Source organism: Chitinolyticbacter meiyuanensis (assembly GCF_008033135.1).
Classification (GTDB): domain Bacteria; phylum Pseudomonadota; class Gammaproteobacteria; order Burkholderiales; family Chitinibacteraceae; genus Chitinolyticbacter; species Chitinolyticbacter meiyuanensis.
This window is the reverse complement of record NZ_CP041335.1, coordinates 2,182,543-2,199,258: the sequence shown is the minus strand read 5'-3', so window position 1 is coordinate 2,199,258 and position 16,716 is coordinate 2,182,543. Positions and strand designations below refer to the sequence as shown.

The following is a 16,716-nucleotide window of genomic DNA, read 5'->3' as shown; positions in this document are numbered from 1 at the left end:
CAAGGCACGAAGGATGAAAGAAAGCCCAGCAGAAGCTGGGCTTTTTGGTTTTGGTGTTTTCAGCGTGAGCGGTGACTGGGTAGTGATTTAGTCATGCCTGCGGCGCGATTCAACTGTGTATGCCATCCGGCGGATGGCTGGCATGAAAACACCGCAAAAACAAAACCGCAGCACATCCTGGCGACTCATTCCGAGATACAAGGCCCCGATGCACCTTCTGAGCCCTGCGTTGTACGCTCGCCGTCGCACCGGAAGCTGAACCAGTACAATGCCAAATACAATCGCGTTTGCGTGAAGCCGGCGTCCAACAAACACGGGAATCGCAAACAAAGCGTGCAATCGGGGATTTTACAAAGGGTGAATATGCTGCAACGGCTAGTTGTGCTGGTGTGCCTGGGATTGCTTGTCATCAGCGGTGGGGCGCTGGCCAAGGCAAAGGCCAAGGGTGCCAAGAGTGATCTGGAGCAGCTCCAAGGCACTTGGGACATCGTTGAGGTGGTGAACAATGGCGCCCAGATTGCCCAAGACCAAGCGCGCCGCGGCCAAGTGGTGTTCAGCGGGGCGGTGATGACCGTGCGGGAAAGTCCGGACGAAGCGGCGCCTCGCCAGTTCCAGATCACGCTCCATCCCCTTGAAAAGCCGAAGGCGATCGACATGACGACGCAGAACGGGGAATACCAAGGGTCGGTGAACGGAGCAATCTATGAATTACAGGGGGATACCTTGAAGCTCTGCGCCCCCAATTCTTCGGACCTGGATGAGCGGCCGACACAATTCAAATCCGAAGAAGGATCCAGCAACGTGTTGCTGATCCTCAAGCGGGTGAAGCGATAGAGGCTAAGACGGCGCGCCAATCTGCGGGCAGCGCCTACGGCGCGGGGTTTTGATGCCGGTTCCGCCCGGCGAACGGGTTCATTTCTTTTGCTTCGCCAAAAGAAATGAACCAAAGAAAAGGCGACCCCGCCTTGCGGCCCTCCGGGCTGCCCTCAGTCGGTCGCGAGCCTAGGTCTCGCTCCACTCCTTCGGCGCTTGGCAAAGGGGAGGAAAACCATGGGCCGATATGTGCGGAACGATTTACCGTAAATGGTCTGCTTAGTCCTTTGATGCCAAAAGGAGTAAGCGAGACAGGGAAGGTGCCTGCGGGACTTGGGGTGTTGCGCCGTTCCCATTTTCTTTGTTTGATGTCCAGCGAAACGCCCACAATGCCATTCACAACTAGCATCAATTGGAGATCGCGATGTACGCGGGCAAATCCAACTCAACTCGCTGAACTTCGTTCATTTTCTTTAGTTTTTTAAGTATCTCCTTCGCTTCCCCGCGGAGAATGCACGTCCTCCGAGAATAGGAGTGGAACGTATCCATAACCCGTCCGTTGTAAATAACTTTCCCATTTATTGCAGCGCGGATTTTTTCCAATAGCTTGGGGGCGCTTGGATTTTCCTTCGGGTTGCGATACTCAATAACAAAATTCCGGGTCACGCAATCATCGTCGGCTTCATTTTTCGCCTCCAGTGCGTACGAAAGAACTGGAAGCGAGCACCCCAAAATTATTATGACGAAAGACCGTCGAAGCCACGGCTGGAATACGGCATTCATTATTCGTCTCCACTCACAAGTTTCGGCGTATGCTCTGCATCGCGCGTCGCTAGGCGGCAAAGCCGCCGAGCTTTGGCGTGACCCGCATACGCACCGGCTTCGCCGGTTCCCTCGCTGCGGACAATCGAGTCGCCCCGCCCAAGCGGGATACCGCGTCGCTAGGCGTCAAGCCGCCAAGCTTTGGCGTAAGCGCCTGCGGGACTCGCTCACTTTACTCACTCAAACATCCTCGGCGAAACCCCGCCCCGCTTGTTCCTTGCTCGGCGCTCCTGAGGGAAATTCGGGTGGTGCCCAATCCGCTGTTGTTTTATGTAGAACCCAGCGAAGCGCCATCGGATTTTTCTCCCTTGGCGAATTTCCTCTGGAAATAGCTCGTAGCGAATTACTCATTTTCTTTGGTTAATTTCTTTTGGCGACGCAAAAGAAATGAACCCGTCTAACGGGCGGAACCTGCAGAAACAAGCGCACCAAAAAGGCACAGAAAAAAGAGCGTAAAAATGACCGGAGGTTTACCGCATGAGGCGTAATGCCTATAACGATTGCCCGTACCTTGCAGCCAAACCGCTAGCTACTTAATTTCACTTAAAGCACCGGATCCAACGCAAGAAATCCATCTAAATAACTAGGTTGGCCTAGCAGAGGGCACCACTCCCAACGCACGCCAAAACATTGGATGAACAACTATCGCAGAAGATGATTTATATTGGCCACCATTCATACCCTCCATAAATTGGAAAGACCAGTAGATTTTCTCGTAAGAGCTTGGCTTAACTCCAATCAAGCTTACACGATACAAAATTCGAAAAACAACTTCAATCAATCCATCGTATCTCAGCTTCCCATCGATCCAATCCTGAAGGGCAACATAAACAGGATCATCCTCACCTAGTTCCGACCAACTACCGCCCACTAGACTATTCAAATCCTCCTCAAGAACCGATTCAAAATCGAATGAGCTATTTTTTCCCGAAAGAATTTGAGAATAAGCTTCAAGATTTTTATAGTCAGCATACCACTCATGGCACAACGAACTCAGGCGCCCCTTTGAGTAAGAAAATTCAGCCTCCTTCACCATTGAAGAAGGAACAGAAGCCTTACCTTCACACAACTCCAAACAACAATTCACAAAAGCAATTATATCTCTCGGGCGCAACAAAGTTCGATCAACAAGATAGTCAAACGCTTCTTGTCCGTGTATTTTGTTCTGAAACACATCCTCGAATTTAACATCCCTAGCCGTGTATTGCTGGCGAACCAGATAGTTAATTCGTCTATCCACCACTTCTTTTAATTGATCCTTACTCCATCGAAGCCGCAAAAACAGCGCTTCATACTTCTCCGCTTGAAATCCAGCATCCCGAGTCTTGTCAAAGACGCGCATTAACAAATCTTCGCGCATGGCAACCACGACTTTCACGGAAGAAATCCGTTGAAAAGCCTTTACTGTTTCTATTAGAGCACGAACTACTTTGTATCTTATTCTATCGTCAACCCAACCTTCATCCAAACGATCAATAATAATAAAATACTTCTTTTGAGGATCACTAAATATATCCTCCGCCAAAAGATTCATAACCTCTATTAAATCTCTAACCTGAACTGCGTTTACTACTCGCTGTCCACGGTGAATAACTTCCGCCTTCAACTCTTCAGATAAACCACGACCGCCTTCAGCATTCATCTTGATGGAACCTATATCCAAGTCTACAGAGGCCCTCAGATCAGACTCCAACTTGGTAGTAAATTCCTTGATTCTATACTCAGTTTCGTTCCAAAAATCCTCCCCCCACTGCTTTAAATAAGCAAGCCCCTTTTCTTTCTTTTTATCTTTATTAAAGATCGAGGACAAATACCCCCTAAGAGACTCAGCTTGGTCATTATCAATTTTGAATTTCTCTCGAAGTAGCTCCACCACAAAAACGTGCTTCCACAAAAGCTGATAAAACACTTCGAGATTGACGCCCAGCGCCTCAAAAAAACCAATAACATCCGAGTTGCAAATATAATTCAAAGCCAGACTTTCCGGCTCCAAATCAACAACGTGATCTTCAATTTGTCTAAGTTTGGAAAGTAAGGCGCTTTTTCCTGCGCCGGTCCGACCCACGATCAGGCGTTTAGGGTTTTGGCAGTCACGAATAACATCCAAATCACCGGTATCAACAAAGCACTCCAACAAAAATTTATTGTCAGACTCTGCGTCATTGGCCCCAATTGAACTATTCTTGCGGAAAATATAATTCATCAACAAAAGCCCAAAAAAAGGCAGCTTTTGCTGCCTTAATACAAACAGTCACGGACACATAAGGTTGCTTTTGGGGCATCGCCATAACAGGGGGTTAGGCCATTTTTTGACAATCTGAGCTGCTTTTCATGACACATTGGCCTGCTCTCAGCATCTGTTGTGACAGATAAGGAGACTCGGTGTGTGAAGGTACGGGGCGCCATGCCAACACCGTTATGCGTCGGACAACTGGATGGCGAACAACATGAGAAAGCCTCCGAACTGGCGTAAAGCTCACGACGCCATGTTGGAGGCTGAAATGATTACGGTCTGCCGACCTAGGTCGCAAAACTTATTGCAACAACAATGGATCATTCGTCGCAACGTTCTGCGTTTCTCAAATCGTTGATTTCACTGACGCTCCCGCTGCAGGTAAAGCTGGTCAGCCACCGCCTCGATCTCCTGCGACATGACCAGTCTGCTCCGCCAGTGGGAGGGGATGGCTTCAAATCCGTAATAGGCGCCTGCAAGCTGGCCGCAAATGGCTGCGGTCGTATCCGCATCATCACCGAGATTGACGGCCTTCAAGATGGCCGTTTCGAAGTCATCGGTCGTCCAGAAGCACCACAGCGCCGCTTCCAAAGATTCCACCACGTATCCGCTGCCACGAATCGCGCTCTCAGCTTTGCTACGCCACGCGCCCGTAGCCAAAGGCACAGTCTTGGGTGCTATGGCCTGATAGCCATGCCCGAAGAGAATCGATTCCTTGTCCGCACCAGCCAAGGCCGCGCGCAGCTGCGTCGCAAACAGACGCGTGCATTCGATGGCTTCTTCCGCGCCATGGGTAGTTCGAGCACTCTCGCCGGCATACCGAACAACACGACTCGGGTTCTCGAAGTAGAACATGGGGATGGGGGCCAGGCGCATGATCGAACTATTCCCAGCGGTAGAAGGCTCGATGCTGCCGCTGAATGGGTCGCCGGTCACACGGTAGCGTTCCAACGCCTTGGCGACGGTCATGCCAATATCGAAGCATTCGCCGGTGCTGCTGAGGTAGCCGTAGTTGGCCCAATTGCAGTAGCGGTTCATCTGGTCTTCTGCATAGAAACCGTTGCGATACAACAGACTGTGGGCCAGGCAGAGCGCCATCGAACAATCGTCAGTCCAGGCTCCCGGTGGTAATTCAAATGGCCCACCGCCGACCATGTCCGTCACTGGGACGAAGGTGCCGCGCGACATGAACTCGACCGTGGTGCCTACAGCGTCGCCGCACGCCAAGCCGATCAAGCAGCCGCGAAATCGATCCTGCAGTACTGGGGTTTTCATCTGTTCAACCTTTGAAGCTATTACCGCGCAGAGCCATCTCAGTTTTTCTCTTCTCGTCCGCTCATCACACGAGGAAAGTAAACCATGGGCCGGTCGGCTCGCCGACGGTACAACTGAGCCGGTCGATTGCTGCCGTAACGCCAAGCACCTGGCACTTCCTCGAGGAAGTCCCCTTCCTTGATCCGCTTCCGGAACGCGCTTTTGTCTACCTGCCGTCCCAGCACGATCTCATGAACCCGCTGCAGCTCGGAGAGGGTGAACTGGTCCGGTAGCAGGTGGACCGGCAACGAACTGTATTCGACCTTGTTCCGCACCCGTTGAATGGCCACATCCAGGATGTGCGCGTGGTCGAAGGCCAGCACCGGTGCTACACCGTCGTTTTCGATTTGGAACCACTGCGCGGCATCGACGTTGGCGCCGTGCTTCAGCTCGATGTGCTCGGAGGGAATGAGGGCAAAGTAAACAAACGTCGTCGACCAGCCTCTTGGATCGCGCGTCATATTGCCAAACCCTTGCAGCTGCTCAAGATAAGGACTGACAACGCCAGTCTTCTCGCGCAACTTCCGCAACGCCGTCGCTTGCAAATCCTGGTCGCGATGAATATCGATGAACCCGCCTGGCAGTGACCACATCTCCCGAAAAGGGTGCTCCGCTCTTTTTACGAGTAAGACCTGCAAGCGCTCGTCGCGTACCGTCAAGATGACGAGGTCGACACTGGTCAGAGGGACGTCGAAATCATGGGTGTTGTAGCGACGTAGAAACTCTTGTTCGGACTGATCTTCTGGGCTCATCGAACATGCCTTCTCATCGGGTGTTGGCTGCTTCCAGCTCGGTTAGTTGCATAATAACACCAAGATAGTTGTCAACAAACACTAAGAGGGCTTAGCATGAATAAGCCGAGTCCCGCTGGGCCTTGGCAAGACTCGCAAACTAACAAAAAGAGACAAGCGAACCATGAATAACCGGCAACAACGTGCAGCGATTGCCCAAGAAACGCTGCAGACCCTCACGCAAGGCTATTACGTAAACCAACATGGCCATAGGGTCGAGATCGCGAACGATCTCCAGTATGCAATTGACCAGTCACGTCACTACCAAGCGGAGGCGCTGCGCTCGCTTGCGCTACAACAGCGGGCGGATGCAGAACAGCCAACCCTTATCGAAGTGACCAACGAAACCACCTTGGCTGCAGCGCAGCGGTTGGTCGCCCAAGGACATACGGATGTGCTGTGCCTGAACTTTGCGTCAGCCCGCAATCCGGGAGGCGGTTTTCTGGGGGGCTCGGAGGCGCAGGAAGAAAACCTAGCCAAGTCGTCTGGCCTTTACCCCTGCATCGTGCAGATGAGCACGATGTACGAAGCAAATCGCCAGATGAAGTCGTGTGTCTATCTGGACGACATGATTTACTCACCCCAAGTGCCGGTCTTCAGGGATGACACGTACCAGTTCCTTGATGCGCCCTACCGGGTGGCAATGGTAACGGCCCCTGCGGTGAACCGCGGAGCGGTAGCCCGTAATGAGCCAGAGAGCCTACCGATGCTCGCGGAAGTCATGGTTCGGCGCATCGAGTTGCTGTTGGCTCTGGCGAGACACCACGGTCATAAAACACTCGTACTTGGCGCATGGGGCTGCGGCGTATTCGGCAATAACCCTTCGGACATGGCGGGATGGTTTGCGCAGCAGTTGCGAGACAACCGAGCGTATCAGCGTGCTTTTCGGTACGTCTGCTTTGCGGTACCGGATCGCAAAGGCAGCGAGACGTTTTCTGCGTTCGCAAACACATTTCCTCAGTACGGCTAGCCGTATCTGGTCAGAAATCCAAAGATGGGATACGAGAACATGGCGAACGAACATTCGACACTTGAAAAAACCAGCAAGTTTTTGAGTTACATCCTCCGGCACAAGCCGGACTCGATTGGCCTTCACTTGGACGAACAAGGCTGGGCTGCAGTTGACGATTTGATTGCTCGGGCAAGAGAACACGACACCGCGCTGACGCTAGAGCTGATCCGGCAAGTCGTGGTGACGAGCGACAAGCAGCGCTTCGCGCTGGACGAGTCCAACCGCCGCATTCGAGCCAATCAAGGGCACTCGGTCCAGATTGATTTGGCACTTGCCCCTACATCACCACCCGAAGTGCTGTACCACGGAACAGCAACCCGGTTCGTCGACGCAATCCGAACAGAAGGGCTTACCCCGCGCTCGCGACAGCACGTGCATTTGTCCACAACGGTGGAGACCGCAATGAGCGTGGGAGCGCGTCACGGCAAGCCCGTCATTCTGAGTATTCAGGCGGGTGAGATGGCTCGTCAGGGTTTCTTGTTTTACTGCGCTGAGAATGGTGTGTGGCTGACCGAGCAGGTGCCCGCGCACTTCATTGTGATTGCCGGATAGCACTGGGAAACAAAAATGGAGCGGCCAAATCCGAACTGCTATTGGGTCGTGCCCGGCCAAGTCTTAGCGGGAGAATACCCGCGGAATATCGATACGCAGAGCTCTTTAGCAAAGCTGCAGGCCTATCTGGATGCTGGGGTAAGTTACTTCCTGGACCTCACCGAGCAGGGAGAACTCGCATCGTACGTAGAGCTGCTGCCTGAGTTCTCGAGTAACGGGAAGCCGGTTGTTCATCACCGCTTCCCTATTCCGGATAAGTCCATCCCTTCATCAGCGCAAGTAATGCGGCAGATACTGACCGCCATTCGGAGCGCTTGCGAGGAGGGTCATGCTGTTTACGTGCATTGCTGGGGCGGCGTGGGACGAACGGGGACCGTGATTGGATGCCTTCTGGTCGAGCATGGAGCAAGCCCTACCGAGGCGTTGGAGCAGCTTGAAATGCTCTGGCAAACCGTTGCAAAGGTGTCACGTCATCCCCGCTCCCCAGAAACGTCGGCGCAGAGGCAGTGGGTGTCGTCATGGGAAGCACAAGCTGCTGAGCTAACTCATTCTTAGCTGATGGCCCGTTGCTTACGAACAGCTACGTGGTGGCTCTGCCTAAAATACCACCCTGTCTAACAGCTCGCGATCGCTTCGCAGACTACCCATGCGCAATGCGTTAGGTTGTTCGGACAGCAACGCATTTGTCAGCTTCTCGGCCAAAGCGGACTCTGGCAGGTAGAGCCACGATGTCTGCTATCTGACCAAAGTGGATCAGCTGCTAGATTCACGACGACGTCGCAGGACGCAGAAAGCGGCCGCCCGACTCGCCGTGCTGCCGCTAGGCGCCTTCTAGATTTCAGTCTGCTCCGAAATTTCCAAGGCATCATCTACCTCAATACCGAGATAGCGAACCGTGCTTTCCAACTTCGTGTGGCCCAGTAGAAGTTGAATGGCGCGCAGGTTCTTCGTGCGCTTGTAGATCAAGGTCACTTTGGTTCTCCGTAGGGAATGCGTCCCGTAGGCTGACGAATCCAGTCCTGCGGCGTCGACCCACTGATGCACAATCCTTGCGTACTGCCGGGTTGAGATGTGGGATGACTGGCAAGCCCTGCTCGGGAATAGATACGCTGCCCCCCAAAGCTGGGATTTCTCCAGCCAAGCTAACACCGCGGCTCGCGTTGGCTCTGTCAATTCAAACTGCACCGGCCGCTGAGTCTTGCTCTGCACCACCAAGGCACGAGCAAGCACCTGATTCCCATGGGTGACGTCTCGCACGCGCAGGCTGACGAGATCGCAACCGCGCAACTTGCTATCGATCGCGAGATTGAACATCGCGAGCTCGCGAATCGCGTGCCGGTTTTGCAGGTGAATGCGGATGGCCCAGATATCCTTTGGCTTGAGGGGAGGCTTCTGGCCCACAAGCTTTCCCTTATTCCATGCTTCGCCTTTGATCGTCGCTTCCATCACTGACCCCTTGGGTGTTGGTCGGAGTCTGATTGTTCGCCATCGTTGGCAGTGGCAGCCATGGGGTCGAGATTGCCCACTCAGCTATCAAACCGATGGCAGGCCAGACTGGCCTTTTCGCCTTTAAGAGGCGCAAACCTAAGGTTTTATGCGGGTTGTACAGGGTTGAAGTCGATTGCCACAGCGCACTTGAGAAGGCGTGGCCTTGCTGGAATCCGCCGATCATCCCTAAATTTATACCGACCATCATGCTTACATATTGCTGAACCGTCGATGAGGCAAAATCTCGCCCGCGCCATCAAAGACGTGTTCGTATTGGTGTATTGGTTCATGCCTACCTAGAGAAATCCTAAGTAGCATGTCACGCAAATTTTTAACCAGCCTCCTTAATCAAGGATGCTGATTTAGTATGTGCGTGTGGTGGAGTTTCTTCATGGTTGGCGGTTACACCTCAATGACCTTCACGAAACATGCATTTCGAAGTTAGACGTAAATAAGCAATTTGCCAAGTCAAAAGCCACCATCACACTCCAATTGCATTTCTCCATAATTTAAATCCAAAATATTTATGCGTTCTAATTTCTTAGTTTTTTCTTTTGTTTGGTGCTTAATCTCTGCTGGATTTCTTGCCGCATTACCAGCCAAAGCGACAGAGGGGACTTGGGATCTGCCAATAAGAATACCAGGCCGCTATGTCCATCTTACGTATCAAAAAGGCCCATACTTTGGAGCAACTGTCGAGAAGCTCTGTGACAAATTCGGCGGCTACGTGCGTTATGGAACCTGCAATAAAGGTCTTACTTCAAGTGAGGGGTTTTATTTTAATTCTTTTTCGTACGAGCAAAATACATGTGACGGGTTCTACGAGATATCGTGGAATAACGTTTCAAATTTATATGATATTAGAAAGGCTCGATGCGGTTTCTGCCCAGATGGGACTGTACTTGACAACACAACGGCAGAGTGTGTAGCCCCCCTCCCGGATCAAACCAAGTCGTGTGACGCAAGTTCTGGTGGCAGTGGACCAAGCCTCTTTACTTCCGCAGGTGCCGCGCTCGAAATCAGCGCGCAATGCGGCAACCCCATCTTCTTCAATGCCGGCCGCAAGGTGCAGCGCGAATCGGATTACAGCGCAGCGGGCAACAGCCTGCTCGATTTCAGCCGTAGCTACGACAGCCAGTCGTCGTTGGTCGGCGCCAATGCCGGCGCGCTGGGCGAGCGCTGGCAGCACAATCATGACTTCCGTCTGGTTTCCGTCTCTGCGCAGAAACTCTATGTGCGCCGCCCTGGCGGGGTGCTGATCCACTTTGCACCCAAAGCGGGCAGCAGTACCGAATGGAGCGCCGATGCCGATATCCAGGACAAACTGGAAAAACTGGCCAATGGCTGGCAATACACCACTGCGAATGATGTGGTCGAGACCTATGACAATAACGGCCGCCTCATTAAGCGGACCTTCCTCGGCGGGCGGGCACTGACCTATACCTACGACGGCAATGGTCGGTTGCAGACCGTCGCGGATGACACCAATCGCACCCTGACCTTTGCTTACAATCCGTCTGGCCAGTTAGCGACGCTGTCGCTGCCGGGTGGCGGCACCATCGGCTACGAATACAACGCCGGCGCACTGAGTGCCGTGACCTATCCGGATGCCAGCAAACGGCAGTATCGCTATGTGTCGCGCACGGTCGGCGGCACCACCCTGACTACGTTGCTGTCCGAGCTGGTCGACGAAGTGAATACCACGTTCGCCAAGTGGGAGTACACCACGGATGGCCTTGCGTCTTCGAGCGAGCATGCTGGCGGGCTAGATCGCTATACCGTGGCCTATACCCGCGATGCGGCCACACAGCGACTGACTACTGCCGTGGTGACCAACCCCTTGGGCGCCGTATCGAGCTATACGCTGAGTAGTGTGCTCGGCGTCAATCGCCCCACAGTGGTGAACCGGCAGTTCGACAGCAAGAGCCGCAGCCAGACCTTCGATGCCAACGGCAATCTGGTCGACGTCAAGGATTGGGACGGTATTGCCTCGCAGTACAGCTACGACCTGACCCGTAATCTGCCAACTGGCGTCACAGTCGCATTGGGCACGCCGCAAGTCCGCACCGTCACCACCACTTGGCACCCCACCTTCCGCCTGCCCGTCACCATCACCGAACCGGGCCGGGTCACCACCTTCACCTACGACAACACCAAGGGTCTGCTCACCCAGAAGCAGGTTACCGCCGACGGCGTCAGCCGCAGCGAATCGTGGAGCTACTTCCCCAACGGCCTGCTGCAGACCGCCACCGATGCCCGCGGCAAGGTGACCAATTATACCTACGACGCCCAGGGCAACCTGGCCACGGTGACCGATCCCGTCGGTCTGGTCACCCAGTTCACCAGCTACGACCCGCACGGCAATGTGCTCACCCAGATCGCCCCCAATGGCGTGACCACCACCTTTACCTACGACCTGCGGCAACGGCTCAAGACCCGTACCACCGGCGGTGAACTGACCCAGTTCGCCTACAAGCCGACGGGCTTGCTGGAGAAGGTGGCCTTCCCGGATCAGAGCTGGCTGCAGTACCGCTACGACCCGGCCCATCGCCTGATCGGCATCGATCACAGCAATGGCAGCCGCGTCGATTACACGCTGGATAACGCCGGCAATACCAAGCGCGAAGACCGTTACGACCCGGCCGGCGTGTTGGCCGCGGCGCAGCAGGCGGCCACCCAGGCGCAGAGCGTCACCACCGCGCCGAAAGCGCAGTAAGTGCTATGTACTTTGCTTACGATGAGAAAAACGTGATCGAATTTAAGAAGGTTTCTTATATCAAGAAGATAGTAGTACTTGTACTGCTGTCAATTTTTTCGCTCCCTGCTGCCGCAAATAAATATTGGCTTTGGAGCCCTTCCAGACAGTTCTACGCGGAGGCGGCAGAGTGCGCACCTGTTGCAGAGCTTTGGGCAGCAATGAATAACGATGAACGGCCGTCTTGTATTCAAAGCACACCTCACTATCGTTCATACTGCATATATTCCACTCGTTCGGAATATATACCTTGTAGTTATGCAGTCGACGGCTGTGCAGCAGGCATGTCGATAGGCCGAGAAACCAGAACCTGTGTTTCATCCTGTGCCGCTGGTTTTTATCTTAATGAGGAACAGCGTTGCGCACCACGCCCGCAATGTCAGGGTGGGCTTTGTGTCGTACCCGAGGGGCAAACAGCAGAGAGCGACGTTGCTGGTCGTTGCGAATCGACGTCTGGCAATCCAATCACCACTTCCAATGGCAATAAAATCGACTTCCGAGAAGACTTGGTCCTTTCCAAGGAAATTGTGTTTGGCAGGTTTTACGCTTCTCGCAATATCAGCACCCCTGGGTTTGGGGCTGGATGGCAACTTAATTTCATGCCATTAATCCGCCCCGTGTCAGTGGGGAGATATGGGGTGCCCACGGATGCAAGCGTCGACGATGTTTTCGATGTCCGCGAGGCGGACCGGTATGTATTGGAACTCCCTGGGGAAGGGCGTTTCGAATTTGACCTTGCTGGAAATCCCTTAACTAGCCCAGTTTTTTCCATGCGGATTACTAAATCCGGGGCAGCTGTGGCACGATTTGATGCCTCAAATGGCAATAGAAGGTATGCGTTCGATGGCAGAGGCAGAGTGCTTTCTATTTCAAGCCCGAGTGGAACGATATTGACGTTTACGTACAATCAGCAGCCTACACTGCTTCCTACGAAAATTACTGACCGTTTTGGCCGAGGCGTCGACTTGGTCTCTCAGGATGGCTATCACGTTGATGAGATCAAGTACGGAAATGTGCGGATTAAGTATGCGTATGACTCGCTTGGGCGGCTGATTCATGTAACCTACCCTGATCAAAGTTCCGAACGATACGAATACCCTTCCGATAGCAAAAAAGCATTGCTATTGTCGGCAGATTACGAGGGGTTTATTCGACAATGGAAGTACGATGAATCAGGCAGAGCGATTTCCTCGCAGGTGGGGGAGGGGCACGCGAACGTCGCTTTAACATTTTCAGGTTCTGAATTGGTTCGGCAAGTCACCGAGCGTGATGAAAACGGGACAGTGAGGAACTACGCGTTCCAGCTGGTTAACAATCGGTGGCAGCTGACGTCCAAAAGCCAACCTGGGGGCGCTGGTTGCGATCCAGCCAGCTCAGCGCTGGGTTACGACGCCAATGGCAACATCAAGACCCGCACCGACTTCAATGGCGCGACCACCAGCTACGTCTACGACCTGAGCCGCAACCTCGAAACCAGTCGCACCGAGGCCGTCGGCACGCCGCAGGCCCGCACCATCAGCACCACCTGGCATCCCACCTTCCGCTTGCCGGCCACCATCACCGAACCGGGCCGAGTCACCACCTTCACCTACGACAACACCAAGGGCCTGCTCACCCAGAAGCAGGTCACCGCCGACGGCGTCAGCCGCATCGAATCGTGGAGCTACTTCCCCAACGGCCTGCTGCAGACCGCCACCGATGCCCGCGGCAAGGTGACCCACTATACCTACGACGCCCAGGGCAACCTGGCCACGGTGACTGATCCGGTCGGCTTGGTGACCCGCTTCACCAGCTACGACCCACACGGCAATGTGCTGACCCAGGTCGCACCGAATGGCGTGACCACCACCTTTACCTATGACCTGCGCCAGCGGCTCAAGAGCCGCACCACCGGCGGTGAACTGACCCAGTTCGCCTACAAGCCGACGGGCCTCTTGGAGAAGGTGACCTTCCCGGATCAGAGCTGGCTGCAGTACCGCTATGACCCGGCCCATCGCTTGATCGGCATCGATCACAGCAATGGCAGCCGGATCGACTACACCCTGGACAACGCCGGCAATACCAAGCGCGAAGACCGTTACGACCCGGCCGGCGTGTTGGCCGCGGCGCAGCAGACGGCCACCCAGGCGCAGAGCGTTGCCAGCGCGCCGAAAGCGCAGTGAGGGGAACGCCATGCCACTCCGAACCACATTCGCCCCTTCATCACCTACTTCTTCATCAGGATTCCCGATGACGCTTTCCACCTTCCACCGCCTGTTGCTGGCCGGCCTGGCCCTGGGCAGCAGCGCGGTCTACGCCGCCCTGCCGGCCCACCAGTCCACCGTCAGCACCTACTACGACTACGACGCCCTCGGCCGTCTGGAACGGGTGTATGACGCCAAGGGCTACCAGACCACCTTCACCTACGACGCCAACGGCAACCGCAAGACCCGCAAGGATGCGCTGGGCCGCATCACCAGCTACAGCTACGACGCGCTCAACCGGCTCAAGACCATCACCAACCCGGATACCGGGGTGATCACCTTCAGCTATGACGGCCGCGACAACCTGGTCTCGGTCCAGGATGCCGAAGGCTTCACCACCAGCTACACCTACAACGGCTTCGACGACCTGATTCGCCAGGTCAGCCCGGATAGCGGTACCACTACGTATGTTCCTGAGGCAGACGGCTCACTGCGGAGCAAGACCGACGCCCGCAACAAGACCGCCACCTACACCCGGGATGACCTGGGGCGGGTGAAGCAGATCGCCTTCGTCGACGAAACCCACAGCTTCACCTACGACACCGCCGCCAATGGCAACGGCTTGATCGCCAGCTTCAGCGATGCCAGCGGCACTACCAGCTATGGCTACAACGCCCAGGGGCGGCTGGCACTGGTCAACCGCAGCATCGGCGGCATCGCCCTCAACAGCCAGCTCGGCTACAACAGTGCCGGCCAGCTGAGCCAGATCACCTATCCTTCCGGCACCCTCGTCAACTACAGCTGGAGCAATGGCCGGATCAGCGAGGTCAAGGTCAACGGCCAGGTGCTGCTGAACAACGCGCAATACGGCGCCAATGGCCGCCTGCTGGGCTGGACCTGGGCCAATGGCAAGAAACGCCAGCATCCTGGTGACAACCAGGGCCAGATTGCCGGCATCACCACCGCCACCCAGACCTACACCTACAGCTATGACGCCGTTGGCAATCTGACCAAGCAAGACCCCGGCACGACCCCGGCCGGCGTACGCGAGTATGGCTACGACAGCATGGACCGGCTGACGCTGAACAACATCGGCACCAGCACCAGCTATGGCTACCAGTACGACCTGAACGGCAATCGCACCGAACGCCGGCTGGGCACCGCCGTCACCCAGCTCAACCACGACCCCAACAGCAACCGGGTGCTGTCGCAGAGTGGCGCCACCACCGCCAACTACAGCTACGATGCCGCCGGCAACATGGTGAACAGCGGCGCCAACGTCTACAACAACGCCGGCCGCCTCACCAAGACCAAGGTCGGCACCATCTGGTGGCAATACAGCTACAACGCCCTCGGCCAGCGGGTGAAGAAGAGCGATGGGGTCAACGACACCACGCTGTTCACCTACGACGAAGCCGGCCAGACCGTCGGTGAATACGACGCCACCGGCCAACGCCGTACTGAAACCGTGTGGCTGGACAACATCCCGGTCGCCGTTATCCAGGGCGCTGGTGCCAGCCCCAAGCTGTACTACGTGTGGGCGGATCACCTGAACACCCCGCGCCAGCTGACTGACCCGAGTGCCAACAACAAGCTGGTGTGGGAATGGACCTTCGGTGAAGCGTTCGGCAACTGGAACGTGAACGAAGACCCGGATGCCGACACCATCAAGGTGACCTACAACCTGCGCTTCCCGGGCCAGTATTTCGACAAGGAGATCGGGCGGCACTACAACTACTTCCGGGACTATGATCCGCGCATTGGGCGGTATATCCAGAGCGATCCGATTGGGCTCCAGGGTGGGATTAATACTTATGGGTATGTGGGGGGACGGCCACTTCGGTACGTTGATCCGACTGGACAAGCCGCAGCGCTTGCGGGACCTGCTGCGGCTACGGGTGCAACTGTGATATGCCTATTCACCCCGGGTTGCAAAAAGCTTCTCGAAGATACGATAAGAACCACAGTAAAATTATGCTCGGAAGGTGTCGATAAACTTCGAAATGTAGTTTTTAATAATTCAGGTGAAGATAGCACTCCTGTGGCGCCTGTTCCTGATGCAACCGGTGGCGAACGAGTTGGTAAAGGTCCAAGGATTTGGAACAAGCCATCAGACGACCCTGTTGGCGAAGCGAATCGGGATTTTGATAACAAATTCCCAAATGGCGAGAATGTAGATAACAAGGGTAGTGGCGTTCGCGTAGGTACTTTACCAGATGGTAAACGGGTTATTGTCCGGCCCGGGAGTTCAGACCGCTCCGGCAACGTGCCTACGATAGAAATCCAGAATTCTAGTGGAAGTAAAGCCTTGGATAAAATTCGTTACCCGCAACTCTAAAAAATGAGAAGCCTATGAAATACGTTGACGCTGAAGCTGTAGAAACAGCATACAAATTCCAATCGCCGGTGGATATCACCCATATACGCCTTGAATGGGGTGAGCTCGTTGTGACACTAACGTCTAGTGGGGACAAAAAAGTTGCTATTGCAAGATTTGGCGACATAGCGGGCTTAAGGCTGTTGGATGAGGGGGATCTGCTTGAATTTTGGCCTGCTTGTGCTAGTGGAAATGGTTGGCTCTTTCGAGTTGATAAAAATGGCTGGTTTGATCTCGAGGCGTCTCGGCCCGGTTTTATGCGAGAGAGAGGTTTGGGCCTTTTAGAATACTTTATTGCCAGTCAAAACAGCTGCATAAATGTCTTGTCATGTGAAGCACCTTCAGTCGAAATCTACTCGATTTGACGATCAAATAG

13 protein-coding genes and 1 pseudogene are annotated in these 16,716 nt (G+C 54.6%); 9 read left to right on the top strand and 5 right to left on the bottom strand.

The genetic code is table 11. From position 1 onward, the window contains the following. Window positions 1–93: 93 nt before the first annotated feature. Window positions 94–834, top strand: coding sequence for a TIGR03067 domain-containing protein (locus tag FLM21_RS10600; protein WP_148715540.1), 741 nt, complete (start codon window positions 94–96; stop codon window positions 832–834). A gap of 387 nt (window positions 835–1,221) precedes the next feature. Here the strand turns inward: FLM21_RS10600 and FLM21_RS10595 are convergent, their stop codons facing one another. From FLM21_RS10595 to FLM21_RS10580, 4 genes are all read right to left on the bottom strand, one after another. Then, entirely contained in the window at window positions 1,222–1,596 is a 375-nt protein-coding gene (locus FLM21_RS10595; protein ID WP_148715539.1) for a hypothetical protein, read from the bottom strand. Between the two features lie 622 nt (window positions 1,597–2,218). Then, the gene (locus FLM21_RS10590; protein WP_187359858.1) at window positions 2,219–3,838 is read right to left on the bottom strand and encodes a P-loop ATPase, Sll1717 family; all 1,620 of its coding nucleotides are present in this window, start codon (window positions 3,836–3,838) and stop codon (window positions 2,219–2,221) included. Window positions 3,839–4,228: 390 nt separating this feature from the next. Beyond that, window positions 4,229–5,143: an ADP-ribosylglycohydrolase family protein gene (locus FLM21_RS10585; protein ID WP_148715538.1), complete on the bottom strand. Its 915-nt coding sequence runs from the start codon at window positions 5,141–5,143 to the stop codon at window positions 4,229–4,231. Window positions 5,144–5,181: 38 nt separating this feature from the next. Further along, window positions 5,182–5,934, bottom strand: coding sequence for an NUDIX hydrolase (locus tag FLM21_RS10580; RefSeq protein WP_148715537.1), 753 nt, complete (start codon window positions 5,932–5,934; stop codon window positions 5,182–5,184). A 163-nt stretch (window positions 5,935–6,097) separates the two neighbouring features. Between FLM21_RS10580 and FLM21_RS10575 the strand changes: the two genes are divergently transcribed. The 3 genes from FLM21_RS10575 to FLM21_RS21685 are packed head-to-tail and all read left to right on the top strand — an operon-like array spanning window position 6,098 to window position 8,092. After that, window positions 6,098–6,943 carry a TIGR02452 family protein gene (locus FLM21_RS10575; protein ID WP_148715536.1) on the top strand — a complete coding sequence of 282 codons (846 nt, stop codon included), beginning with the start codon at window positions 6,098–6,100 and terminating at the stop codon, window positions 6,941–6,943. Window positions 6,944–6,982: 39 nt separating this feature from the next. Beyond that, window positions 6,983–7,537, top strand: a complete 555-nt coding sequence (locus FLM21_RS10570; protein ID WP_148715535.1) for an RNA 2'-phosphotransferase — start codon at window positions 6,983–6,985, stop codon at window positions 7,535–7,537. Window positions 7,538–7,552: 15 nt separating this feature from the next. Then, window positions 7,553–8,092 carry a protein-tyrosine phosphatase family protein gene (locus FLM21_RS21685; protein ID WP_148715534.1) on the top strand — a complete coding sequence of 180 codons (540 nt, stop codon included), beginning with the start codon at window positions 7,553–7,555 and terminating at the stop codon, window positions 8,090–8,092. 276 nt (window positions 8,093–8,368) lie between these two features. Here the strand turns inward: FLM21_RS21685 and FLM21_RS10560 are convergent, their stop codons facing one another. Further along, entirely contained in the window at window positions 8,369–8,983 is a 615-nt protein-coding gene (locus tag FLM21_RS10560; protein WP_148715533.1) for a tyrosine-type recombinase/integrase, read from the bottom strand. Between the two features lie 568 nt (window positions 8,984–9,551). Here FLM21_RS10560 and FLM21_RS10555 point away from each other — a divergent pair. The 5 genes and pseudogenes from FLM21_RS10555 to FLM21_RS10540 all read left to right on the top strand — a co-directional run bounded on the left by FLM21_RS10555 (window position 9,552) and on the right by FLM21_RS10540 (window position 16,705). Continuing rightward, the gene (locus FLM21_RS10555; RefSeq protein WP_148715532.1) at window positions 9,552–11,741 is read left to right on the top strand and encodes a DUF6531 domain-containing protein; all 2,190 of its coding nucleotides are present in this window, start codon (window positions 9,552–9,554) and stop codon (window positions 11,739–11,741) included. Between the two features lie 5 nt (window positions 11,742–11,746). Beyond that, window positions 11,747–12,367: pseudogene (locus FLM21_RS21680) on the top strand (hypothetical protein); the annotation flags it as partial. 696 nt (window positions 12,368–13,063) lie between these two features. Continuing rightward, window positions 13,064–13,942 carry an RHS repeat protein gene (locus FLM21_RS21320; protein WP_187359856.1) on the top strand — a complete coding sequence of 293 codons (879 nt, stop codon included), beginning with the start codon at window positions 13,064–13,066 and terminating at the stop codon, window positions 13,940–13,942. Between the two features lie 67 nt (window positions 13,943–14,009). Beyond that, window positions 14,010–16,301 (top strand): RHS repeat-associated core domain-containing protein, encoded by a 2,292-nt coding sequence (locus tag FLM21_RS21515; RefSeq protein ID WP_187359855.1) that lies wholly within the window; start codon window positions 14,010–14,012, stop codon window positions 16,299–16,301. 14 nt (window positions 16,302–16,315) lie between these two features. Next, window positions 16,316–16,705 carry a hypothetical protein gene (locus FLM21_RS10540; protein ID WP_148715529.1) on the top strand — a complete coding sequence of 130 codons (390 nt, stop codon included), beginning with the start codon at window positions 16,316–16,318 and terminating at the stop codon, window positions 16,703–16,705. Window positions 16,706–16,716: the final 11 nt, after the last annotated feature.